We start from the raw sequence: 20,924 nt of genomic DNA, 5'->3' as shown, positions 1-20,924 counted from the left end.
CGCGGGGGCGCCCCCCGATTTCCACACTACCGGTGGGCACCGACAATTCCGTGCCGACCAGGAGACATGAGGTCGCGAATGACTCATTGGGGACCTTGGAGGTCTCGAATGAGTCATTCGCGGCACTCGGGGGCAGGCGTCAGGGCGTGTCCGGGTCGTCCTCCTGGGCCCGCTGCGCGGCTTCCCGCATCTCGATGACGTCGGTGAGCCAGTCGCCCGTCTCCCGGGCGATGTCGCGGATCGCGCCGGTGATGATCGAAGCTATGTTGCCGACGTGCGTCGCCGCTGATTCGGTGATCACCTGCAGGGTGTCCTTCTCCCGTTCGAACTGGCCCACCATGTCACCCTCACGCTGCTCGGAGCTGCCGGTCGGGTTCCACGGTAGTCGGCGCCGGCGCACTCTGCGGGAGCGCCAGCTTCACGATCTTCTTCGCCACCGACCAGAGCTGCTTGCGGAGCGGGCCCGTGTGGTACGGCAGGCCGTACTTCTCGCAGATCGCGCGCACCTCGCCGGCGATCTGCGGGTACCGGCGCGCGGGGATGTCGGGGAACAGGTGGTGCTCGATCTGGTGCGACAGGTTGCCGCTCAGGACGTGGAACAGCGGGCCGCCGGAGATGTTCGCCGAACCCAGGATCTGGCGCAGGTACCACTGGCCGCGCGACTCTTCGGAGGTCTCCTCTTCGGTGAAGCTCTCGACGTCCGCCGGGAAGTGGCCGCAGAAGATGATCGCGAACGCCCAGAGGTTGCGGGTCAGGTTCGCCGTCGCGTTGCCGAGGAACGTCAGCGGCGCCAGCGGGCCGGTCAGCAGCGGGAACAGGACGTAGTCCTTGCCGACCTGCCGCGAAGCCTTCCGCAGGATGCGCCGCAGCACCGGCACGTTGTCGGCCCAGGACCGCTCGCCCTTGACGACGTTCTCGACCTCGAGGTCGTGCAGCATGACGCCCCACTGGAAGAAGATCGCCAGCAGCGTCGCGTACACCGGGTTGCCCAGGTAGTACGGGTGCCACTTCTGGGCGGTGTCCATCCGCAGGATCCCGTAGCCGACGTCGCGGTCCTTGTCGACGATGTTCGTGTACGTGTGGTGGATGTAGTTGTGCGAGTGCCGCCAGTTCTCCGCCGGCGCCACGGTGTCCCACTCGAACCGCTGCGAGCTCAGCGCCGGGTCGCGCGTCCAGTCGTACTGGCCGTGCATGACGTTGTGGCCGATCTCCATGTTGTCGAGGATCTTGGCCAGCGACAGCGCGCCGACACCGGCGAGCCACGCGGGCGGGAAGAACCCGGCGAACAGCAGCGCCCGCCCGGCGACCTCCAGGCCGCGCTGCTTCTTGATGATGTCGTGGATGTAGTCGACGTCCTCTTGGCCCAGGTCGTCGACGATCCGCTGCCGCAGCGCGTCGAGCTCGCGGCCGAACTCCTCGACCTGTTCCGGGGTCAGGCGGTCCTGCAGACCGGTCATGGCAGTCTCCTTAAGCGTCGATCTCGACGTCCCCGACGGGGACGGAGATGCAGAGCTGGATTTCTTCGTCTTCTTCGCCGGAGATCTCGCCCGTCTTGGCGTTGCGGACGCGCCCGGCGGTCTTGAGCTGGGTGCAGGAGAAGCAGATGCCCATCCGGCAGCCGTGCTCCGGCGAGAGCCCGGCCTCTTCGGCCTGCTCCAGCAACGGCTTCCCCGAGTTCGCGCACTCGCGGCCGCTGCGCTTGAAGCGCACCTGGCCCTCGGCGTTCTCCGTGTCGAAGGTCAACGCCGGCGGCGTGAACTCCTCGGTGTGCACGCGTTCACCGAGCTCCTCGCGCACGGCGTCCATCAGCGGCTTCGGGCCGCAGACGAACGCCTCCGCGTCGCGGAACCACGGGGCGACCCGCGCCAGGTGCTCCGGCGAGAAGAACCCGTTGAGGTCGCCACCCTGCGAATGGGTGTGGGCGTGCACGACCCGCAGCCCGGGATGCCGGGCGGCGAGTTCGGCCAGCTCGGTGCGGTACAGCGCGTCGGCCGGGCCGTTCGAGTACTGCACGAACACGATCTCGCCGGCGTGGCCCTCGTCGACGAGGGTGCGCGCCATCGCGAGCACCGGCGTGATGCCGCTGCCGCCCGCGATCAGCAGGACGCGGTCCGGCCGCTCGGCGGGCAATGTGAAGGCACCGTCCGGAGTGGACAGGTTGACGACCGAGCCGACGCCGATCGACCGGCTCAGGTGCCCGGAAACCAGGCCCTGCTCCTTGACCGTGAACTCCAGTTCGCCGTCGTACTGCGAACCGCACGGCGAATAGCAGCGCGTGCGCCGGACGCCGTCGATCTCCACCTGCAGGCGGACGTACTGGCCGGCGGTGAAGCCCGGCCACGCGCGGCTGGGCCGCACGGTGAGCGTGACGGTGTCGGGCGTCTGCTTGCGCACCGCCGTGACCAGGCCGCGGATCTCGCGGCGGACCAGCATCGGGTCGACGAGCTCCAGGTACCGGTCCATCCCGTGCGGCGTCAGCAGCGCCTCGGCCAGCGAGGCGAGGCCGCGCACCCGCCGGGGGATGAGCGCCGTCATCGGGAACCTCCTCGGTTACAGTGAACGGCTGTACACTCAACAGTGCACTGCAGGAGTGGACGCCCTGTCAACGCGAGACCCCGAGGATGTGACGTGAGCAACGCGGTGGACATCCGTACGCTGGAACCCGTGTCCGAACCCCTGACGCCGGTGAGCCGCCAAGAGCGCAAATTGCGCACCCGGCAGGCACTGCTGGACACCGCCCTCGAGCTGCTGGCCGATCGGCCGTTCGCCACGCTGTCCCTGCGGGAGGTCGCCAAGGGCGCCGGGATCGTCCCGACGGCCTTCTACCGGCACTTCGCCTCGATGGAGGACCTCGGTGTCGCGCTCGTCGAAGAGGCGACGCGCACGCTGCGCGGCATGATCCGCTCCGCGCGCACGGATCCGGACACCTACCAGGGGATGATCAGCGCGTCGGTGACGACGCTGCACCAATTCGTCCGGGCGAACGAGGACCATTTCCGGTTCCTCACCCGCGAGCGGTACGCCGGCGGCTCGCTCGCCGAGGCGATCGGTGTCGAACTGCGCCTGTTCTCCGGCGACCTCGCGATCGACCTCGCCCGGTTCCCGAAGCTGCGCGAGTGGAGCACCGAAGACCTCCACATGCTGGCCGACTTGATCGTTTCCGTGATGCTGACGACCATTGTCGAACTGCTGGAAGCCCGCCCAGGTGAAGACGCGAAAATCACCGGAACGGCGGAAAAACGGCTGCGCCTGGTCCTGCTCGGCGTCCCGCACTGGAAAAGCAGCTGAACGTTTCCTCCCGGCCGCTCGTATCTTCTGGCACAACCGCGAGACTTGCGACCCACGTCACTGGGGACTGTCGGTCCGGCGTGGTACAACCCTCGGATCGTGCCTCGCCGATGAGGAGGTCGTGTGACGGACAGCGAACAGAGTCAGCAGCTCACCGTGGGTGTGGTGGCCGAATCACGCCCCGGGGAGCGGCGGGTGGCCATGGTGCCCAAGCTCGTCGGGCGGCTCGTGCAGCGAGGGCTGCGCGTCGTCGTCGAGCCGGGCGCCGGATCCGGTGCGCACCTGAGTGACGACGCGTACACCCAGGCGGGTGCCGAACTCGGCGACGCCTGGGGCGCGCCGATCGTCGTGAAGGTCAACCCGCCTTCGCCCGCGGAAGTCGGGAAACTGAGCCGGGGCGCCGTGCTCGTCGGTTTCCTCGATCCGCGCGGCAACCCGGACGGGCTCGCGAAGCTCGAAGAAGCGGGGTTACGCGCCTTCGCGATGGAGGCGGTTCCGCGGATTTCCCGGGCGCAGGCGATGGACGCGCTGTCGTCGCAGGCCAGCATCGGCGGCTACCGCGCGGTGCTGCTCGCCGCGCAGAAGCTCCCGCGGTTCTTCCCGATGCTCACCACCGCGGCCGGCACGGTCCCGCCGGCCAAGGTGCTGGTGCTCGGCGCCGGCGTCGCCGGGCTGCAGGCGCTGGCCACGGCGAAACGGCTCGGCGCGCAGACCACCGGCTACGACGTGCGGCCCGAGGTCGCCGAACAGGTCAAGTCGCTGGGCGCGCAGTTCCTCGACCTCGGCATCGAGGCGGTCGGCGAAGGCGGGTACGCCCGCGAGCTGACGTCCGAGGAGCGCGAGGAGCAGCAGCGGCGGCTCACCGAGGCCATCACGAGGTTCGACGTCGTGATCACCACCGCGCTGGTGCCGGGCCGCAAGGCGCCGACGCTGGTCACCGCGGACGCCGTCAAGGGCATGCCCGCCGGGTCGGTCGTGGTCGACCTCGCCGGCGAGACCGGCGGCAACTGCGAGCTGACCAAGCCGGGCGAGGACGTCGTGGAGCACGACGTCACCATCTCGTCCCCGCTGAACCTGCCCGCCGAAATGCCTTCGCACGCCAGCGAGCTGTACGCGCGCAACGTCGTCGAGCTGCTGGAGCTGCTCGTGACGAAGGAAGGCGCGCTCGAGCTGAACTTCGAGGACGAAATCGTCGCCGGTGCCTGCGTGGCCGGGCGCGAAGGGAGTGTCGCGTGAGCCCACTGGTGCAGAACCTGGCGGTGCTCGTGCTCGCCGGGTTCGTCGGCTTCGCCGTCATCTCCAAGGTGCCCAACACCCTGCACACGCCGCTGATGTCCGGCACCAACGCCATCCACGGCATCGTGCTGCTGGGCGGGCTGGTCGTGCTCGGCCTCGGCGTCGACGGGGTGTTCAACAAGATCCTGCTGGTGATCGCCATCGCCTTCGGCACCATCAACGTCGTCGGCGGGTTCCTCGTCACCGACCGGATGCTGTCGATGTTCAAGGCCAAGAAACCCGCTGCCGGTGAGGAGGACGAGAAGTGACCGACTTCATCGCGATCCTCTACATCATCGCGTTCGCCCTCTTCATCTACGGCCTGATGGGCCTGACCGGCCCGCGCACCGCCGTCCGCGGCAACTGGATCGCCGCGGTCGGTATGGGCATCGCCGTGATCGCCACCCTGCTCACCCCCGGGATGGGCAACTGGGTGCTGATCGCCCTCGGCGTCGGGATCGGCGTGGTCGTCGGCGTCCCGTCGGCGCGCAAGGTCAAGATGACCGCGATGCCGCAGATGGTGGCGCTGTTCAACGGCGTCGGCGGCGGCGCGGTCGCGCTCATCGCGTGGGTCGAGTTCAACTCCACCGACGGCTACGCGCACGAACCGGCGTACATCGCGATCGCCTCCCTGTTCGCCGCGATCATCGGGTCGATCTCCTTCTGGGGCTCGAACATCGCCTTCGGCAAGCTCCAGGAGCTGATCAGCGGCCGTCCGGTCACCATGGGCAAGCTGCAGCAGCCGGTCAACGCGCTGCTCCTGCTGGTCGCGCTCGCCTGCGCGGTGTTCATCGTCGCCGGCGGCGACTCCTGGCTGCTGATCGTCGGGCTGCTCGTCGCGTCCGGCATCCTCGGTCTCACCGTGGTGCTGCCGATCGGCGGCGCGGACATGCCCGTCGTGATCTCCCTGCTCAACGCGTTCACCGGGCTCTCGGCCGCGGCGATGGGCCTGGCGCTGGACAACACGGCGCTGATCGTGGCCGGCATGATCGTCGGCGCGTCCGGCTCCATCCTGACCAACCTGATGGCCAAGGCGATGAACCGGTCCATCCCGGCGATCGTCGCGGGCGGTTTCGGCGGCGGGCCGGCGGTCGCGGCCGGCAGCGGGACGAAGGAAGCCCGCCCGGTGCGTTCCACGAGCGCGGCCGACACCGCGATCCAGATGGCGTACGCGAGCAAGGTCGTCGTGGTGCCCGGCTACGGCATGGCCGTGGCGCAGGCGCAGCACACCGTCCGCGAGATGGCGAAGCTGCTGGAGAAGAAGGGCATCACGGTCGCGTACGCGATCCACCCGGTGGCCGGCCGGATGCCCGGGCACATGAACGTGCTGCTCGCCGAGGCCGACGTGCCGTACGAGCAGCTCAAGGAGATGGACGAGATCAACTCCGAGTTCGCCCAGACCGACGTCGCGCTGGTGATCGGCGCGAACGACGTCACGAACCCGGCCGCGCAGACCGACCCCAGCTCGCCGATCTACGGGATGCCGATCCTCAAGGTCAACGAGAGCCGGTCCGTGATCGTCTTGAAACGCGGGATGAGCTCGGGCTTCGCCGGGATCGACAACGACCTGTTCTACGATCCGAAGACCAGCATGCTCTTCGGGGACGCCAAGTCGTCGGTGGGCGAGATCGTGGAGGAACTCAAAGCGCTATGACGACCGGGTCGGACGTCCGTGCCGCGTTCACGGATCCGGCCGAGAACCTCGCTTTCGACGAAGCGCTCCTCCGGGTTGCGCCCGAGTCACCGGTGCTGTGGCTCTGGCGCAACCCGGTCTGCGTCGTGGTGGGGCGCGGGCAGCGGATCGCGCGCGAAGTGCGCGCCGACGAGTGCGCCCGCGACGGCGTCCCGGTGCTGCGGCGCGCCAGCGGCGGCGGCACCGTGTTCCACGACCCCGGCAACCTGAACGTGACGCTGGTCCTGCCCGGCCCGGCGGACCGGCCCCTGGAGGCGCTCGGCCAGGTGATGAGCGCCGCCGTCGACCAGCTCGGGCTGGTGCCGCGGATCGGCGACCGCGGGCTGTTCGTCGGCGACGCGAAGCTGTGCGGGTTCGCCGTGTTCCGCACCAAGACCGGCCTGCTGGCCCACTCGACGCTGCTGGTCGAGACGACCGCGGGACTCGTCGGCCGCTACCTGACCAGCGCGCCGCCGGACCCGCGGCCGCTCGACTCGCACCGCAGCCCGGTGGCGTCGCTGGCCGAGCACGGCCTGCGGCCCGGCTTCCCGGCGGTCGAGGCGGCGGTGCGGGCGGCGGCGTCGCAGCTGCTCGGGACGTTCGTGCCCCGCCCGCCGTCGGCGGCCGAGCTGGCGCGGCAGCGGGCGTTGCTGCACACCCGCTACCACTACCCGGCCTGGCACGCCGACGGCGCCCAGCGCGCGGCCTGAGCCGTCTACTGTGGACTTACTCGGCCGCCGAGAACATCACGGTCGGCACCTTGCGCGCGGCGGCCCGCGTGGTGAGCTTCGGCTCCGCGGCCTTCCTGGTGCGCGCGGGCTCGGCCGTTGCGCGGGTGGTCTTCGCGGGTTCGGCCTTCGCCGTGGTGGCCTTCGCCTTGGCGGAGGCAGCCTTGCCCGGGGCAGCCTTGGCCGAGGTGGCTTCGGCGGGCGCGACCTTGGCGGGCGCGGCCTTCTTGGCCTTCGTTCTCCCGGGCGTGGCGGCGGCCTTCTCGGCGACCGGCTTCGGCGCGGTCTTCTGCGCGCCGGGGACGATCCGCGGCCGGTTCTTGCGGCCACCGGTGCGGCGGCCGGCGTCGGCGTACCGCTGCAGGAGCCCGCGCAACGCCTCGGCGTTGGCGAGGGAGAGGTCGATGTCGTAGTCGATGCCGTCCAGGCCGAAGCCGACGGTCTCCGCCGCGGGCGCACCGGTCAGATCATCCAGCACCCGCACAGCCGTGTTCCTGGCCACGACAAACCTCCCGTGCTCGAACGTGTGATGTGTTCGCGAGCACCGGGTCCGACGGCACCCGGTGCCGCCGAAAACTTGCAGCTTCCCGACGGAGGATAACCGCTGGCTTGCGTGATCCCGCGTGGTGGTGTGCGCTGAAGCCATGGCTGCAGAGACTTTTGACGTAGTGGTGATCGGTGCGGGTCCGGTGGGGGAGGTGGCCGCCGAACGAGCGGCTCGCGGAGGCCTGAAAGTCGCCCTCGTCGAGCACGAACGTTTCGGCGGCGAGTGCTCCTACTGGGCCTGCATCCCGAGCAAGGCGTTGCTGCGGCCGGGAAATCTCCTCGCCGCCGCGAAGCGCGTGCCCGGCGTGCCGGTCGGCGACCGGATCGACCCGGCGGCGGTGTTCGCGCGCCGTGACTGGTTCACCGGCAAGGGCGACGACTCGGGACAGGTCGACTGGGCCCGCGGCGCGGGCATCGAGCCGGTTCGCGGGCACGGGGAGATCACCGGGGAGCGGGAAGTGACCGTCGGCGGTGATCGCGTGCTGACCGCCCGGCACGCGGTGATCGTCTGCACCGGCAGCGTGCCCAGCACGCCGTCGATCCCCGGGCTCGACACGATTCGCCCGTGGGGTTCGCGTGAAGCGACGTCGGCGTCTTCCGTGCCGCCCCGGCTCGGTGTCCTCGGCGGCGGGGTGGTCGGCGTCGAGATGGCGCAGGCGTTCGCGTCGCTGGGGTCGGAGGTCCACCTGGTGATCTCCGGCCCGCGGCCGCTGCCGCGGAACGCGTCGTTCGCGGGTGACCTGGTGCTGGCGGGGCTGCGTGAGGCGGGCGTCGTCGTGCACACGGAGTCGGGTGTTTCGCAGATGGCCGCCGGGCAGTTCGGGACCGAGCTGACGCTGAAGGACGGATCGGCGCTCGTCGTCGACGAGTTCCTGGTGGCCACGGGCCGCCGTCCCGCGACCGCCGGGCTCGGCCTGGAGCGGCTCGGTGTCGAGCCCGGGCACCCGCTGGAGACCGGCGACACCGGCCGGGTGTCCGCAGTGGACGGTGACTGGCTGTACGCGGCCGGCGACGTCACCGGCCGGGCGCCGCTGACCCACCAGGGCAAGTACGGCGCCCGCGCGGCGGGCGACACGGTGGCGGCGCTGGCCGCGGGCAAGCCGGTGTCGACGTCGCCGTGGAGCCGGTTCACCGCGACGGCCGACCACCACGCCGTGCCGCAGGTGGTGTTCACCGACCCGGAGGTGGCGGCCGTCGGCCTGGCGGACGCGCGGCCGGGCTCGGCGGACCGCGTCGTCGACATCGACATCGCGGTGGCGGGTTCGTCCCTGCACGCGGACGGGTACACGGGCAAGGCCCGGATGGTCGTCGACACGGAGCGGAACGTGCTCCTGGGCGTGACGTTCGTCGGCCAGGACGTCTCGGAGCTGCTGCATTCGGCGACGATCGCGATCGTCGGCGAGGTGCCCCTGGACCGGCTGTGGCACGCGGTGCCGTCGTTCCCGACGATCAGCGAGGTGTGGCTGCGGCTGCTGGAGGCGTACGGGCTCTGAGGGCTACTGGGCGGGCAGGTCGAGGGCGGCCTTGGCCGCCCTGGCCAGGCCGGGATCGTCCGGAGTGGACGGTCCCGGCGCCCAGACGGCCTGCACGATCCGGACGGACGAGCCGTCGAGCTTGCTGGCGTAGGCGGCGTTCTCGAACCGCGGGACGGGGGTGGCGCCCCACTGGCCGGTCTCGGTGGCGAGGTCGAGGACCCCGCCCCCGCCGGGGGTGTCGGCCACGGCCTTGAAGGCGGCGGCTTGCGCGGCATCGGGGAATTCGACGACCCCGACGGTGACCGCCCCACCGCGGCCGTCGACGGTCGCGGCGTAGCTGGCGCGTTTGACGCCGGAGCAGCTGGTCTGCTGCAGGCTGGCCTGGGCATCCCCGAAGGCGTGGGAGGCACATCGCTGATCGCCGCCGGCGGCGCGAAGGGCGAACTGGAGGCTTCGCACCGGAGTGGTGGGCGGCGGCTGCGGTTTCGACGTGGCCGGGGGCGGCGCCGGAGCGGCCGCGGTGTCATCACCGGTGGTGGCCACGGCGACGGCGGCGACGACCAGCAGGACGAGGGCACCGATGGCGCCGAGGGGAAGCCAGCGGACGGTGCGGGGCGTGGCGGCGGGCTCGGGTTTCGGCCGCGGGCGGGGGAAGGGCTGCGGGGAGGCCGCGGGCGGAGGGGTGGAAGGAGCGCCCTGGGGCGGCTCGGGTGGGGTCGGTTGCGGAGTGACCTGCTCGGTGGTTGCGGGCGGTGCTGGGGGTTCGGGTGCTTGCCCGGTTGTGGCGGAGGGGCCGGGAGCCGCGGTTTGGTTGCTGCTGGGCGTGGGAAGGCGGAGGTTTTCGGTTCGCTCGGCAGCGGCAGCGGCAGCGGCAGCGGCAGCGGCAGCGGCAGCGGCAGCGGCAGCGGCAGCGGCGGGCCGCGGTGCGGGTTCGGGTGCTTGCCCGGTTGTGGCGGAGGGGCCGGGAGCCGCGGTTTGGTCGCTGCTGGGCGCGGGAAGGCGGAGGTTTTCGGTTCGCTCGGTTTCGGCAGCGGAGGATTCGACCGGTTCGGAACCTTCCGACGAGGTGGCCTCGGCGGGCGGGGAAGTGGTGCCGGGGAACACCGGCCGCGCCGAGGAATCCGCAGGGCCCGACTCCGCCTGGGCAGGCGGCGAAAAAACCTCGGTAGCTTCCGCCTCGGCGGGCGGGGAACTGGTGCCGGGGAACACCGGCCGTGTCGAGGGATCCGCAGGGTCCGACTCCGCCTGGGCAGGCGGCGAAAGAGCCTCGGTAGCTTCCGCAGCCGCAGGAACTTCGGTCTCCGGAACTTCGGCAGCCGCAGGAACTTCGGCCTCCGAAACCGCGGCGGGCTCCGGTGTGGCCTCGACCGGCGTCTTGGTCCGCCAGTCGGTGGTTCCCACCCCGGCCGGCGCTGCGAACGAAGCCGGCGGCTGTGGGGCATCGTCCCAAAGGGACTCCGGGGGTGCGTCGTCCGTCAGGCGGCTGAAGCCCTCGGCCAGCAGGACCTCGTCGGTGAACTCCGGTGCCGCCGGCGCCAGTCCCCTGATCAGGGCCCGCACCTGGTCCACCGATCGCGGCCGGTGCGCCGTGGCCAGGGAGACCGTGGCCGCCAGCATCGTCGTCGGGGTCGGGTGCAGTACCCGGACCGGCCCGGCCAGGTCGGCCGCCGGCTGGTCGACCGTCTCCACGTACGGCCCCACCGCGATGATCGTGCCCACCGGGGCCGTTCCCGGGACCAGCGCGGCAATTTGCCGTTCGCAAGCTTGCGAGATGTCCAGCGCTTCCGTGGCCGGGTTCACCGAATCGTCGTCCGCGACGAGGGGCCAGCCGTCCGCCTTCCAGGGGCCGCCGAGCGGGGCCTCGAGGCGCAGGGCCGGGTCCGGGAGGTCCACGCCGATCACGATGATCACGCCGTGGGGGAGCAGGACCACCGCCTCGATCGGGCGCTCCGTCACCCCGCCCACGCCCACCAAGGCGATCCCGCCGATCACGGTGCTGCCGCGGCCCAGGGACGCCAGTGCGGCCCGGATGTCGTCCGCCACCCGGGACTGCTGCCGCTCCAGGCGCACCAGTCGCACCGCTGTCCCTCCCCGCTCGTCGTTCCGAATCATCACGCTAGCGCGCCCGGCGCAAGGATCCGCGCGACACGGGCGCGCCGCGGCCGCTTGCCCTCCGAAAGTGTGGGGCGGGTGACTTGTGGTGTTCGTGTGGCCAAACGGCACGGTTGGGGTGCAGAATGTGCTACAACGCATCGGAGGCGGCATTCGGGAGCCGCACTGAAGCCGCGCTGCAGCTCGAAGTAGGGCGTAGGGGAAGACGTCCCTCGTCGAGCAACAAGCGGAGGTAGCAGTGAGCACCCGTGGCAGCACCCGAGGTGTGGTGTACGTCCACTCGTCGCCGTCTGCGGTGTGTCCGCACGTCGAGTGGGCCATTTCGGGCACCCTGGGTGCCCGCGTTGACCTGAAGTGGACGGCGCAGCCGGCCAGTCCGGGTCAGCTTCGCGCCGAATGCGGATGGCGCGCGCCCGCGGGCACCGGCGCCAGATTGGCGTCCGCCCTCAAGGCGTGGCCGATGATTCGGTTCGAGGTGACCGAAGAGCCCAGCGCGGGCGTCGACGGCGAACGGTTCTGCTTCGCGCCCGGCCTCGGCCTGTGGCACGGACGGACCAGCGCCAACGGCGACATCGTGGTGGGCGAGGACCAGCTGCGCGCACTCGTCGCCATGACCCGCGGCGGGGAGTCCCTCGCGCACAAGCTGGACGAGCTCCTGGCCGCGAGCTGGGACGAGGCGCTCGAGCCCTTCCGCCACGCCGGTGACGGCGCGCCGGTGACCTGGCTGCACCAGGTCGGCTGAGCTCCGGGACGGGGGCCGGTACGCTTTCCGCGTGACCACCCCCGCCCCCAGCTCTCGCCAGCGCTGGCTGGTGCCCGTCGTGGTCGTGGTGCTGTCCGTGACCGTCGGTGGCGGCTTGCTCGCGCGCGAAATCTACCGCCGTCCCGACCAGCCCGCCGACGACGCCTCCGTCGCGGTGTCGACGCCGTCGTCGTCCAGCATCGGCGCGCCGGCCGCGGTGGACGACGGCGTCCGGATGACCGACGACGCCAAGCGGCACCCGCAGGCCGATACCGTCCGCCGGGTGCTGGAGAAGTACTTCGCGGCCATCAACACCAGGCAGTACCCGCTGTGGACCGAGGTGGTCACCGACGAGCGGGCCGCCTCCCAGACGCAGACCGACTGGAAGCGGGGGGTGCGCACCACAAAGGACAGCGACGCCCTCGTCTACCGGATCGAGCGCTCGTCCGGGAACTCGCTGCGGGTCCTGGTCGGGTTCACCAGCCGGCAGGCGGTCGAAGACGCCCCGCTGTTCTTCCGCGAGCCGTGCATCAAGTGGCGGCTCGTCCTGCCGATGGTGCTCGAAAACAAGGCCCTGAAGATCGCCGCCGCCATCGACGGCGGGCCGCCGCCCGAACACGAAAAGTGCTGAAAGCGAAAGCGGGGCCCGGCCGAAGCCGGGCCCCGCTTTCGTTTCCGAAGTTCCGAGAAACTCAGACCGTGAACAGCAGCGCGGTGTTGTGCCCGCCGAACCCGAACGAGTTGCTGATCGCCGCGCTCAGCTCGACCTTGCGCGGCTCGCCCGCGACCACGTCGAGCTGCACCCGCGGGTCCAGGTCCGTCAGGTTCATGGTGGCCGGCACGAGACCGTGGTAGAGCGACAGGATCGTGATGATCCCCTCGACCGCGCCGGCCCCGCCGACGAGGTGACCGAGCGAGCCCTTCGGCGCCGTCACGATCGCGTGGTCGCCGACCGCCTTGCGGATCGCCGCCGCCTCGCCGATGTCACCGACCACAGTGGACGTCGCGTGCGCGTTCACGTGCCCGACGTCCGCCGCGGTGACCCCGGCCATCTTCATCGCCGCGCGCATCGCGGCGATCTGGCCGATGCCCTCGGGGTGGTTGCCGGTGATGTGGTAGGCGTCCGAGGTGATGCCGTGTCCCGCGATCGTCGCGTAGATGCGCGCCCCGCGGGCCTTCGCCTGGTCGGCGCGCTCCAGGATGACCACGCCGGCGCCCTCGCCGAGGACGAAGCCGTCGCGGTTGGCGTCGAACGGCCGCGACGCGGCCGCCGGGTCGTCGTTGCGTGTGGAGACCGTGCGGGCCTGGGCGAACCCGGCCAGCGTGATCGGGTGGATGCACGCTTCGGCGCCCCCCGCGACCACGACGTCGGCGCGCCCGGAGCGGATCATCTCCACCCCGCTGGCGATGCCCTCGGCACCCGAGGCGCAGGCCGAGGCCGGGGAGTGCACCCCGGCCCGCGCCTTGAGGTCGATGCCCACGTGCGCGGCCGGGCCGTTCGGCATCAGCATCGGCACGGTCAGCGGCGACACCTTGCGGAGACCCTGCTGGTGCAACAGGTCGTTCTGGGTGAGCAGGGTGACCGGGCCGCCGACCCCGGTGCCGATCGACACGCCGAGGCGGTCGGGGTCGACGTCGGTGTGCTCGTCGGTCGGCTCGGTGTACCCGGCGTCGGCCCACGCCTGGCGGGCGGCGATCAGCGCGACCTGCTCGCAGCGGTCCAGCCGGCGGGCCTGGACCCGCGGCAGGACTTCCGAAGGATCGACGGCGAGCATGCCGCCGATCTTGACGGGCAGCTGCAACTCCTCGACCCAGTCGGCCTCGATCGCCCGGATCCCGCTCCGTCCGGCCAGCAGACCGTCCCAGGTGGACGTCACGTCCCCGCCGAGCGGTGTGGTGGCGCCGAGACCGGTGATCACGACGTCGATGTTGCTCATGGGAGTCTCCTCAAGGAGGGGAAAGACTTTACTTGGAGTTGGCCGACACGTAGTTCACGGCGTCGCCCACGGTCTTGAGGTTGGCGAGCTCGTCGTCCGGGATCTTGACGCCGAACTTGTCCTCGGCCTGCACGGCGATCTCGACCATCGACAGCGAGTCGATGTCCAGGTCGTCCACGAACGACTTCTCGGCGGTGACGTCGTCCTGAGCCACACCGGCGACCTCTTCGACGATCTCGGCGAGGCCGGCGAGGATCTCAGCGTTGTCAGCCATGGGGGTGTTCCCTTCTCGGTCTTACTGGGGGTCTGTTTCCCGCGGGCGAATGCCCGCGGGGAGCGTAACGGTGATCAGGGGCAGATGAACGCCTGCCCGGCGTAGGACAGGCCCGCGCCGAACCCGACCGCCAGCACCACGTCGCCGGACTTCGCCGTCCCGGCCTTGCGCATGTGGTCCAGCGCGAGGGGGATGGAAGCCGACGAGGTGTTGCCGGAGTACTTGATGTCGTCGGCGACGACCATGTCTTCGCGGGCGCCGTTGGCCCGCAGCTTCTTCGCGATCGCCTCGACGATGCGCAGGTTCGCCTGGTGCGGGATCAGCACGTCCACATCGGACGGCTTGAGCCCGGCGGCCTCCAGCGCCTCCATCGCGATCGGCGCGATCTTCGTGGTCGCCCACCGGAAGACCGACTGGCCCTCCTGGTAGATGTACTTCTCGTCGCGCATGTAGATCAGGTCGACCAGGTCGCCCGCGCTGCCCCAGGTCACCGGGCCGATGAGCGGCTCGTCGGACGCGCCGACGACCGCGGCGCCGGCACCGTCGGCGAAGATGATCGCGTTGGCCCGGTCGGCCGGGTCGACCGAGTCGGTGAGCTTCTCCGCGCCGATGACCAGGACCTTCTTCGCCGAGCCGGCCCGGATCAGGTCGGAGGCGACGCCGAGGCCGTAGCAGAACCCGGCGCACGCGGCGTTGAGGTCGAACGCGCCGGGGCCGGGGATACCGATCCGGGCGGCGACCTGCGCGGCGGCGTTCGGGATCAGCGTCGGCATGGTGCAGTTCGGCAGGATCACCGTGTCCACTTCGGACGGGTCGACGCGAGCGTCGGCCAGCGCGGCGGTGCCGGCGGCGACGGCCATGTCGGTGAGCAGCTCGTCCTTCTCGGCGAACCGGCGCTCGACGATCCCGACCCGGGTCTGGATCCACTCGTCGTTGGTTTCCATGACCTGCGACAGGTCGTCGTTGGTGACGATCTTCGCGGGCTGGTAGCTGCCGACGCCCAGCACGCGGCTGCCGCGGGAGCCGGGGTTGAGGCTCAGGGTGGGTCGGTCGGTCACGAGGCGTCCTCCTGGCGCAACGCCGCCAGCTCGGCCGGCGTCTTCAGCGCGGTGATAGTGGTGACGACGCCCTTGAGCTGCCGCTTGACCAGGCCGGTCAGGGTGCCCGCGGGCGCGAGTTCGATCGTGCGGGTGACGCCGAGGGAGACCAGGCCGTCCATCGTCAGGTCCCAGCGGACCGGGCGGGTGACCTGGGAGACCAGCCGCGCGAGGTACTCGGCCCCACTGGTGACCACGGTACCGTCCGTGTTGGACAGCAGCGGGCGGACCGGGTCGGCCGGGGTCAGCTCGGCGGCGTGGGCGCGCATCGCCTCTTCGGCGGGCGCCATGTACCGGGTGTGGAAGGCGCCGGCGACCTTGAGGGCGCGGATCTTCGTGCCTTCGAGGGGCCCCTCGACGATCTTGGCGATCGTGTCGGCGGCACCGGAGGCGACGATCTGCCCCGCACCGTTGCGGTTCGCCGCGGTCAGGCCCTGCTCTTCGAGCCACGCGACGACCTGCTCGGGGTCCCCGAGCATGACCGCGGCCATCGACGTCGGTTCCAGCGCGCACGCCTTCGCCATTTCGGCGCCGCGGACGGCGGCGAGCGCGACCGCGTCTTCCGGCTTCAGCACCCCGGCGATCGCGGCGGCCGCGAGCTCGCCGACGGAGTGGCCGGCGACCGGCGCGTCCGCGGCGACCGGCGCGGCGGCCTGGAGGTGCTCGAAGGTGAGCAGCGACAGCGCGACGATCAGCGGCTGCGCGATCGCGGTGTCCTGGATCTCGTCGGCGTCCGCCTCGGTGCCGAGGCGGAGCAGGTCGAGCCCGGCGCGCTCGGACCACTGGGCGACGCGCTCGCGCGCCCCGTCGAGGTCGAGCCAGGGCGTGAACATACCGGGGGCCTGGGACCCCTGGCCGGGAGCGAGGACTGCTGCTGTCACCCTTCTAGACAACACGGCGGAGGGTGTTTCCCGGGATGCCGACGCTCACAGTGTCTGCGCGGCGTCTTTGTCGGAATCCTCCAAAGATGCGCCGCAGAAGCTCGCGCGTAACCCGGAAGCCTTGTCGGGTTCAATCACCTTTCGCTGTTAAGTCCATCACGTGACGGCCGTCTCCGGAAGGGTCAGTCCCGCGGGGTGAGCAGAACGATGGGGATCTCGCGCTCGGTCTTCCGCGCGTACTCGTCGTAGAGCGGGAAGATGGCCGCCATCCGCGGCCAGAGGTCCGCGCGCTCGGCCGGGGTCGCGACCCGGGCGCGGGCGGTGCACCGGCGGGTACCGGCCTGGACCCCGACGCTCGGCTCGGCCAGGAGGTTCTTGAACCACGCCGGGTCGTCGTCGGCGCCGCCCTTGGACGCGACGACGACGAAGTCGTCCCCCGAGGTGCCGTAGATCAGGCAGGTGCGCCGGGCCAGGCCGGTCCGGCGGCCGGTCGTGGCGAGGATGAGGGTGTGCACGCCGTTCGACTCGTGGCCGACGGTGCCGCCCGAGTCCAGGTACGTCCGGGTTTGCTCGGCGACCCAGTCCCACTGGGAGTCGGTGGCGCGGTCGAGGTCGTCGGCGACGGCCATGATGGTGTCCTTTCGCGAGGGAGGGGGGTCAGCGGAGCTTCTCGGCCAGCGCGACGATGATGCCTTCGGGGCCGCGGAGGTAGCAGAGCCGGTAGTCGTCTGCGTACCGCACCAGTTCGCCCACGGGTTCGGTGCCGTGCGGGCGGACGCGGTCCAGGACGGCCTCGATGTCCTCGACGGCGAACATGATGCGGCGGAGCCCGAACGCGTTGACCGGCGCGTCCCGGTCGGCGGCGGCGGGGGCCGCCGGCGCGTGGAACTTCATCAGCTCGAGCCGGCCGTGGCCGTCCGGGGTCCGCACCACGGCCATGTCGCACCGCACCCCCTCGAGCCCGACGAGGACGTCCACCTCCGATCCGCCGACCGTGGCCTCGCCCTCGAGTTCCAGTCCGAGAGCGACGAAGAACGCGGTCACCGCCGCGAGGTCGTCGACGACGACGCCGACGTTGTCCATCCGCTGGATCGTCATGATGTCTCCTCCGTCCCGCGGCCCCGGTGGCCGCTCGCGATCCAGGGACGGAGCCGGCACGACGTTCTCGACATCCGCGGCGTCACCAAAGCCCGCGGGCCCTCGCCAGCCGTCCGACGGTCAGGGCGATCCGCAGCACCAGGGCGTCGCGCGGGTCGGTCGCCTGGCAGCCCGTGAGGTCCGCGGCCTTCCGCAGCCGGTAGCGGACCGTGTTCGGGTGGACGAACAGCGTCTTCGCGCACGTCTCCAGCACGCCGCCGCTCTCCAGGTACGCCTCCACCGTGCGCTGCAGCGTCGGGCCGGCCTCCTCGAGCGGGCGGGCGATTCTGTCCACCAGCAGCCGCTCGGCCTCCGCGTCGCCCGACAGCGCGCGCTCGGGCAGCAGGTCGCCGGAGCGCACCGGCCGGGGCGCGCCCGGCCAGCCGACCACCGCCCGCAGCCCGGACAACGCCTCCGTCGCGCTGTGGTGAGCCTCCGCCAGCGTCGGCACCGTCGGGCCGGCGACCACCGGGCCCTCGGCGAACGCCACCGACATCCGGGTCAGGATCTCCCGCTCCTTCACCCCGCCTTCGGTCGGGCCGCCGACCACGACCACCAGCCGGGAACCCTGCACCGACAGCAGCACCGGACGCCCGACGCGGGCCGCGCGGCTGCGGACCTCGAACACCACCGTCGGCGGGTCCTCCGACGGCGGGTTGCCGACCAGGACGGTCGCCGCCGCCGATGGGTCCCAGCCGAGCGCCGTGGCCCGCGAGAGCACCGACTCCTCGGCGTCGCCGCGGACGATGCCGTCGACGACCAGCGCCTCCAGCCGCGCGTCCCAGGCGCCGCGCGCTTCGGCCGCGGCCGCGTAGGAATTCGCCGCCGCGAAGGCGATTTCCCGGCCGTAGCGCAGGATTCCCTCGATCAAAGCGGCGCGTTCCGCTTCGTTCGCGGCGAAATCGGGAAGCTGCTCCTCGAACACCTCGATGGCCAGCCGCACCATGCCGACCGCCTGGCGCAGGCTGATCCACCGCGACAGCTCGGCCGGTGCGTCGCGGAACGCCTCGGTCGTGAGCTTCAGGGCCTCCTTGGCGTCCCGCAGCCAGTCGACGAAGCCGGCGGCCCCGGCCTGGGTGATCAGCAGGACGCTCGCGCGCTGGTCGGCGGGCAGCCGGGCGAACCAGGGCAGCCGCCGTTCCATCACCGCGATGCTCGCGCTCGCCAGGCTGCCGGACGCGTGCTCCAGCCGCCGGAGCGTCTTCGCGGACAGTCCGTGGTGCTTCGGCACCTGGCGCGGGGCGGTGGTTCCATCCATGGCGAGGCGATCCTACGTGCCCGCAACTTTGGTAGCCCCTCGCGGCAACGCGCGAGGGTAGGCGGGGCGTGTACGCACTGCCTAGGATCGACGCCACACAGAACGGGGGAACCGGAATGACCGGTTTGGAGATCGACGGGGTGTCCAAACGCTACGGCGACGTGGTCGCCCTGCGGGAAATGACGTTCGACGTCCGGCCGGGCGAGCTGTTCGGCTTCGTCGGCAGCAACGGCGCCGGGAAGACCACCACGATGCGGATCGCGCTCGGGGTGCTGTCCGCCGACGCCGGCGAAGTCCGCTACGACGGCGTGCCGGTGACACACGAAACGCGCCGTCACATCGGCTACATGCCCGAAGAACGCGGGCTCTACCCGAAGATGAAGGTGGCCGAGCAGCTGACCTACCTCGCGCGGCTGCACGGCATGCCCGCGGCCGACGCGCGGGCGTCGGCCGAAGCGTGGACCGAACGGCTCGGCGTCGCCGGCCGCCGCGACGACGAGGTGCAGAAGCTGTCCCTCGGCAACCAGCAGCGCGTCCAGCTGGCCGCGGCGCTGGTGCACGAGCCGCGGATCCTGGTGCTCGACGAGCCGTTCTCCGGCCTCGACCCGGTCGCGGTCGACGTGATGAGCCAGGTACTCAAGGAGAAGGCGGCCGAGGGGGTGCCGGTCGTGTTCTCCAGCCACCAGCTCGATCTGGTGGAACGGCTCTGCGACCGCGTCGGGATCGTCCGCAGTGGACAGATGGTCGCCGTCGGCACGGTCGACGAACTGCGGGCCGGCGGCGCGGTGCGGCTGCGGGTCGACGTTCCCGAGGCGGGAGACGGGTGGGCCGACGGCCTGCCCGGGGTGAAGGTGCTCGGCCGGACGGGTTCGGTGACCGAGCTCGAACTGGGGGAGGGCGCCGACGACCAGGCCGTGCTCAAGGCCGCGCTGGCCACCGGGCCGGTCCGCGAGTTCGCCCGCGAGCAGCCGTCGCTGACCGAGCTGTTCCGTTCCGTCGTCACCACCGAGGAGGTTTCCGCATGAGTACCCCGGTTCCGGACGTCCGGATGAGCCCGACGGCCGCGGTGGGCCTGGTCGCCTCCCGCGAGATCAGCACCCGCGTGAAGTCGAAGGCCTTCCGCGTCAGCACCGTGATCATGCTGCTGCTCATCGTGGTCGGCATCGTGGCGATCAAGCTGATCTCCGGCGGCAGCGGCCCCGACGCCAAGGTCGGGTTCAGCACCGCGACGGCCGCCTTCTCGGCGCCGTTGAAGGCCGTCGGGAAGACCCTCGACGAGAACATCGAGACCACTCAGGTCGCCGACGAGGCGGCCGGGCGCGCGAAGCTGGCCGACGGCTCGCTCGACGCCCTGCTCACCGGCGACGGCAAGAGCGTGCACGTCCAGGTGAAGAAGGATCTCGACGGCAAGCTCGCGAACGTCCTGCAGCTGCTCTCCCAGCAGGTGGCGATCAGCCAGCAGGTGACGGCGCTGGGCGGGAACCCGGCGCAGTTCCAGGCGGCGATCGCGTCCGCGAAGTTCGTCGAGGAACCGCCGCTGGAGGAGCCGTACGACTACAACGGCCAGCAGCTCGTGCTGGGCATCGTCGCCGGCATCCTGATCTACCTGTCGCTGATGATCAACGGCCAGAGCGTGGCCCAGGGCGTCGTCGAGGAAAAGACGTCCCGGGTCGTCGAACTGCTGCTGTCGACGATCAAGCCGTGGCAGCTGATGGCGGGCAAGGTGCTCGGGATCGGGGTGGTGGGGCTGATCCAGATGCTCGTGATCGGCGCCGGCGGGGTCATTGCCGGGCTGTCCACGGGAGTGCTGACCATTTCCGTTTCCGCGGCGGTGGGCACGGTCGTCTGGCTGGTCGTGTGGTACCTGCTCGGGTTCTTCATGTACTCGATCGTGTTCGCCGCGCTCGGGGCGCTGGTTTCGCGCCAGGAAGACGTCGGCGGCGCGACGATGCCGGCCCTGATGTTCGTGATCGCCGGGTACGTGATCGGTATTTCGGTGCTGCCGTCGGATCCGGGCAACACGTTCGTCGAAGTGCTTTCGGTGATTCCGGTGTTCTCGCCGACGCTGATGCCGATGCGGCTCGCGATGGGCGGGGTGCCCGTTTGGGAAGCGGTGGTGTCGGTGGGGCTCGTGGTGCTGATGATTCCGGGGTTGATCTGGTTCGCCGCCCGGATCTACCGCAACGCCGTCATGCGCACCGGCGCGAAGGTGAAACTCCGCGACGCCCTGCGCGCCGCCTGAGATTTCCCTGATCCGGCCCCGGCGACCCCGGGGCCGGATTCGTCCGGACAGTGCCTAACTGCCGAGAATGCTCGAGGCCGCCCGGCGCTTGCGGTTTACGCTGCGCCGGACGGCCTCGTCTCCCCGGTCCCCACCGGTAGAACCAGTATGGCCACGGGTGATCTTTCCGCGCCAGTCGTCTCACTCGATCGTGGGGCGCACGAGTTGCCGCCCCTGGGTACTTGATCGACGATCCGGTGCAAATCCGTGGAGGGAGTCGG

Annotated in this window: 22 protein-coding genes; 10 read left to right on the top strand and 12 right to left on the bottom strand. The window is 71.1% G+C overall.

Annotation, left to right across the window (positions count from 1 at the left end; genetic code table 11):
• Positions 1 to 139 precede the first annotated feature (139 nt).
• Genes AB0M30_RS34140 through AB0M30_RS34130 form a run of 3 tightly spaced genes read right to left on the bottom strand, consistent with a single transcriptional unit; the run spans position 140 to position 2,535 of the window.
• A complete protein-coding gene (locus AB0M30_RS34140; RefSeq protein WP_103343010.1) occupies positions 140 to 340 on the bottom strand; it encodes a hypothetical protein in 201 nt (66 codons plus the stop codon).
• A 7-nt stretch (positions 341 to 347) separates the two neighbouring features.
• Entirely contained in the window at positions 348 to 1,457 is a 1,110-nt protein-coding gene (locus AB0M30_RS34135) for an acyl-CoA desaturase (RefSeq protein WP_360182390.1), read from the bottom strand.
• 10 nt (positions 1,458 to 1,467) lie between these two features.
• A complete protein-coding gene (locus AB0M30_RS34130; RefSeq protein ID WP_364592459.1) occupies positions 1,468 to 2,535 on the bottom strand; it encodes an FAD-binding oxidoreductase in 1,068 nt (355 codons plus the stop codon).
• Positions 2,536 to 2,628: 93 nt separating this feature from the next.
• On the opposite strand from AB0M30_RS34130, the gene AB0M30_RS34125 reads away from it, so the two are divergent.
• The 5 genes from AB0M30_RS34125 to AB0M30_RS34105 all read left to right on the top strand — a co-directional run bounded on the left by AB0M30_RS34125 (position 2,629) and on the right by AB0M30_RS34105 (position 6,945).
• Positions 2,629 to 3,288, top strand: coding sequence for a TetR family transcriptional regulator (locus AB0M30_RS34125; RefSeq protein WP_360182384.1), 660 nt, complete (start codon positions 2,629 to 2,631; stop codon positions 3,286 to 3,288).
• Positions 3,289 to 3,411: 123 nt separating this feature from the next.
• Positions 3,412 to 4,524 carry a Re/Si-specific NAD(P)(+) transhydrogenase subunit alpha gene (locus AB0M30_RS34120; RefSeq protein ID WP_364592456.1) on the top strand — a complete coding sequence of 371 codons (1,113 nt, stop codon included), beginning with the start codon at positions 3,412 to 3,414 and terminating at the stop codon, positions 4,522 to 4,524.
• A gap of 5 nt (positions 4,525 to 4,529) precedes the next feature.
• The gene (locus AB0M30_RS34115) at positions 4,530 to 4,832 is read left to right on the top strand and encodes an NAD(P) transhydrogenase subunit alpha (RefSeq protein ID WP_013223978.1); all 303 of its coding nucleotides are present in this window, start codon (positions 4,530 to 4,532) and stop codon (positions 4,830 to 4,832) included.
• Positions 4,829 to 6,217 (top strand): NAD(P)(+) transhydrogenase (Re/Si-specific) subunit beta, encoded by a 1,389-nt coding sequence (locus AB0M30_RS34110; RefSeq protein ID WP_364592453.1) that lies wholly within the window; start codon positions 4,829 to 4,831, stop codon positions 6,215 to 6,217. Before AB0M30_RS34115 ends, AB0M30_RS34110 begins: the two co-directional genes overlap by 4 nt.
• Entirely contained in the window at positions 6,214 to 6,945 is a 732-nt protein-coding gene (locus AB0M30_RS34105; RefSeq protein ID WP_364592450.1) for a lipoate--protein ligase family protein, read from the top strand. Before AB0M30_RS34110 ends, AB0M30_RS34105 begins: the two co-directional genes overlap by 4 nt.
• A gap of 16 nt (positions 6,946 to 6,961) precedes the next feature.
• On the opposite strand, the gene AB0M30_RS34100 is transcribed toward AB0M30_RS34105, so the two are convergent.
• Entirely contained in the window at positions 6,962 to 7,465 is a 504-nt protein-coding gene (locus AB0M30_RS34100) for a histone-like nucleoid-structuring protein Lsr2 (RefSeq protein WP_364592447.1), read from the bottom strand.
• 142 nt (positions 7,466 to 7,607) lie between these two features.
• On the opposite strand from AB0M30_RS34100, the gene AB0M30_RS34095 reads away from it, so the two are divergent.
• Positions 7,608 to 9,002 (top strand): NAD(P)/FAD-dependent oxidoreductase, encoded by a 1,395-nt coding sequence (locus AB0M30_RS34095; RefSeq protein ID WP_364592444.1) that lies wholly within the window; start codon positions 7,608 to 7,610, stop codon positions 9,000 to 9,002.
• 3 nt (positions 9,003 to 9,005) lie between these two features.
• Here AB0M30_RS34095 and AB0M30_RS34090 read toward each other — a convergent pair whose 3' ends face one another.
• Positions 9,006 to 11,063 (bottom strand): hypothetical protein, encoded by a 2,058-nt coding sequence (locus tag AB0M30_RS34090; protein WP_364592441.1) that lies wholly within the window; start codon positions 11,061 to 11,063, stop codon positions 9,006 to 9,008.
• A gap of 271 nt (positions 11,064 to 11,334) precedes the next feature.
• Between AB0M30_RS34090 and AB0M30_RS34085 the strand changes: the two genes are divergently transcribed.
• Positions 11,335 to 11,838, top strand: a complete 504-nt coding sequence (locus tag AB0M30_RS34085) for a DUF3145 domain-containing protein (protein WP_103343000.1) — start codon at positions 11,335 to 11,337, stop codon at positions 11,836 to 11,838.
• 31 nt (positions 11,839 to 11,869) lie between these two features.
• Entirely contained in the window at positions 11,870 to 12,469 is a 600-nt protein-coding gene (locus tag AB0M30_RS34080) for a hypothetical protein (RefSeq protein ID WP_364592438.1), read from the top strand.
• Positions 12,470 to 12,530: 61 nt separating this feature from the next.
• Here AB0M30_RS34080 and AB0M30_RS34075 read toward each other — a convergent pair whose 3' ends face one another.
• From AB0M30_RS34075 to AB0M30_RS34045, 7 genes are all read right to left on the bottom strand, one after another.
• Entirely contained in the window at positions 12,531 to 13,775 is a 1,245-nt protein-coding gene (locus AB0M30_RS34075; protein ID WP_364592435.1) for a beta-ketoacyl-[acyl-carrier-protein] synthase family protein, read from the bottom strand.
• A gap of 28 nt (positions 13,776 to 13,803) precedes the next feature.
• Complete coding sequence (locus tag AB0M30_RS34070) at positions 13,804 to 14,049, bottom strand: acyl carrier protein (protein WP_004559006.1); 246 nt, start codon at positions 14,047 to 14,049, stop codon at positions 13,804 to 13,806.
• Between the two features lie 74 nt (positions 14,050 to 14,123).
• Positions 14,124 to 15,107: a beta-ketoacyl-ACP synthase III gene (locus AB0M30_RS34065; RefSeq protein ID WP_103342997.1), complete on the bottom strand. Its 984-nt coding sequence runs from the start codon at positions 15,105 to 15,107 to the stop codon at positions 14,124 to 14,126.
• Positions 15,104 to 16,027: an ACP S-malonyltransferase gene (locus AB0M30_RS34060; RefSeq protein WP_364592433.1), complete on the bottom strand. Its 924-nt coding sequence runs from the start codon at positions 16,025 to 16,027 to the stop codon at positions 15,104 to 15,106. Before AB0M30_RS34060 ends, AB0M30_RS34065 begins: the two co-directional genes overlap by 4 nt.
• A 182-nt stretch (positions 16,028 to 16,209) precedes the next feature.
• Positions 16,210 to 16,656 carry a nitroreductase family deazaflavin-dependent oxidoreductase gene (locus AB0M30_RS34055; RefSeq protein ID WP_364592432.1) on the bottom strand — a complete coding sequence of 149 codons (447 nt, stop codon included), beginning with the start codon at positions 16,654 to 16,656 and terminating at the stop codon, positions 16,210 to 16,212.
• Between the two features lie 28 nt (positions 16,657 to 16,684).
• Positions 16,685 to 17,125, bottom strand: a complete 441-nt coding sequence (locus tag AB0M30_RS34050) for a VOC family protein (RefSeq protein WP_364592429.1) — start codon at positions 17,123 to 17,125, stop codon at positions 16,685 to 16,687.
• 82 nt (positions 17,126 to 17,207) lie between these two features.
• Positions 17,208 to 18,422: a helix-turn-helix domain-containing protein gene (locus AB0M30_RS34045; protein ID WP_364592426.1), complete on the bottom strand. Its 1,215-nt coding sequence runs from the start codon at positions 18,420 to 18,422 to the stop codon at positions 17,208 to 17,210.
• 116 nt (positions 18,423 to 18,538) lie between these two features.
• On the opposite strand from AB0M30_RS34045, the gene AB0M30_RS34040 reads away from it, so the two are divergent.
• Both AB0M30_RS34040 and AB0M30_RS34035 read left to right on the top strand, forming a co-directional pair.
• Positions 18,539 to 19,447: an ATP-binding cassette domain-containing protein gene (locus tag AB0M30_RS34040; RefSeq protein ID WP_364592424.1), complete on the top strand. Its 909-nt coding sequence runs from the start codon at positions 18,539 to 18,541 to the stop codon at positions 19,445 to 19,447.
• On the top strand, positions 19,444 to 20,664 hold the full coding sequence (locus AB0M30_RS34035) for an ABC transporter permease (RefSeq protein WP_364592421.1): 1,221 nt from the start codon (positions 19,444 to 19,446) through the stop codon (positions 20,662 to 20,664). The genes AB0M30_RS34040 and AB0M30_RS34035 overlap by 4 nt, the downstream gene beginning before the upstream one ends.
• The last annotated feature ends 260 nt before the right edge of the window (positions 20,665 to 20,924 follow it).

The sequence above is a fragment of the Amycolatopsis sp. NPDC051716 genome (assembly GCF_040681595.1).
GTDB lineage: Bacteria > Actinomycetota > Actinomycetes > Mycobacteriales > Pseudonocardiaceae > Amycolatopsis.
The sequence above is the reverse complement of the archived record's forward strand: the minus strand, read 5'-3'. Positions and strand labels throughout refer to the sequence as shown.

Bases quoted from the DNA above. Each gene is read 5' to 3' on its own strand.
- AB0M30_RS34045 (WP_364592426.1), bottom strand. From the start codon at position 18,422: ATGGATGGAACCACCGCCCCGCGCCAGGTGCCGAAGCACCACGGACTG.
- AB0M30_RS34095 (WP_364592444.1), top strand. From the start codon at position 7,608: ATGGCTGCAGAGACTTTTGACGTAGTGGTGATCGGTGCGGGTCCGGTG.
- AB0M30_RS34055 (WP_364592432.1), bottom strand. From the start codon at position 16,656: ATGGCCGTCGCCGACGACCTCGACCGCGCCACCGACTCCCAGTGGGAC.
- AB0M30_RS34050 (WP_364592429.1), bottom strand. From the start codon at position 17,125: ATGACGATCCAGCGGATGGACAACGTCGGCGTCGTCGTCGACGACCTC.
- AB0M30_RS34040 (WP_364592424.1), top strand. From the start codon at position 18,539: ATGACCGGTTTGGAGATCGACGGGGTGTCCAAACGCTACGGCGACGTG.
- AB0M30_RS34130 (WP_364592459.1), bottom strand. From the start codon at position 2,535: ATGACGGCGCTCATCCCCCGGCGGGTGCGCGGCCTCGCCTCGCTGGCC.
- AB0M30_RS34035 (WP_364592421.1), top strand. From the start codon at position 19,444: ATGAGTACCCCGGTTCCGGACGTCCGGATGAGCCCGACGGCCGCGGTG.
- AB0M30_RS34135 (WP_360182390.1), bottom strand. From the start codon at position 1,457: ATGACCGGTCTGCAGGACCGCCTGACCCCGGAACAGGTCGAGGAGTTC.
- AB0M30_RS34075 (WP_364592435.1), bottom strand. From the start codon at position 13,775: ATGAGCAACATCGACGTCGTGATCACCGGTCTCGGCGCCACCACACCG.
- AB0M30_RS34070 (WP_004559006.1), bottom strand. From the start codon at position 14,049: ATGGCTGACAACGCTGAGATCCTCGCCGGCCTCGCCGAGATCGTCGAA.
- AB0M30_RS34140 (WP_103343010.1), bottom strand. From the start codon at position 340: ATGGTGGGCCAGTTCGAACGGGAGAAGGACACCCTGCAGGTGATCACC.
- AB0M30_RS34105 (WP_364592450.1), top strand. From the start codon at position 6,214: ATGACGACCGGGTCGGACGTCCGTGCCGCGTTCACGGATCCGGCCGAG.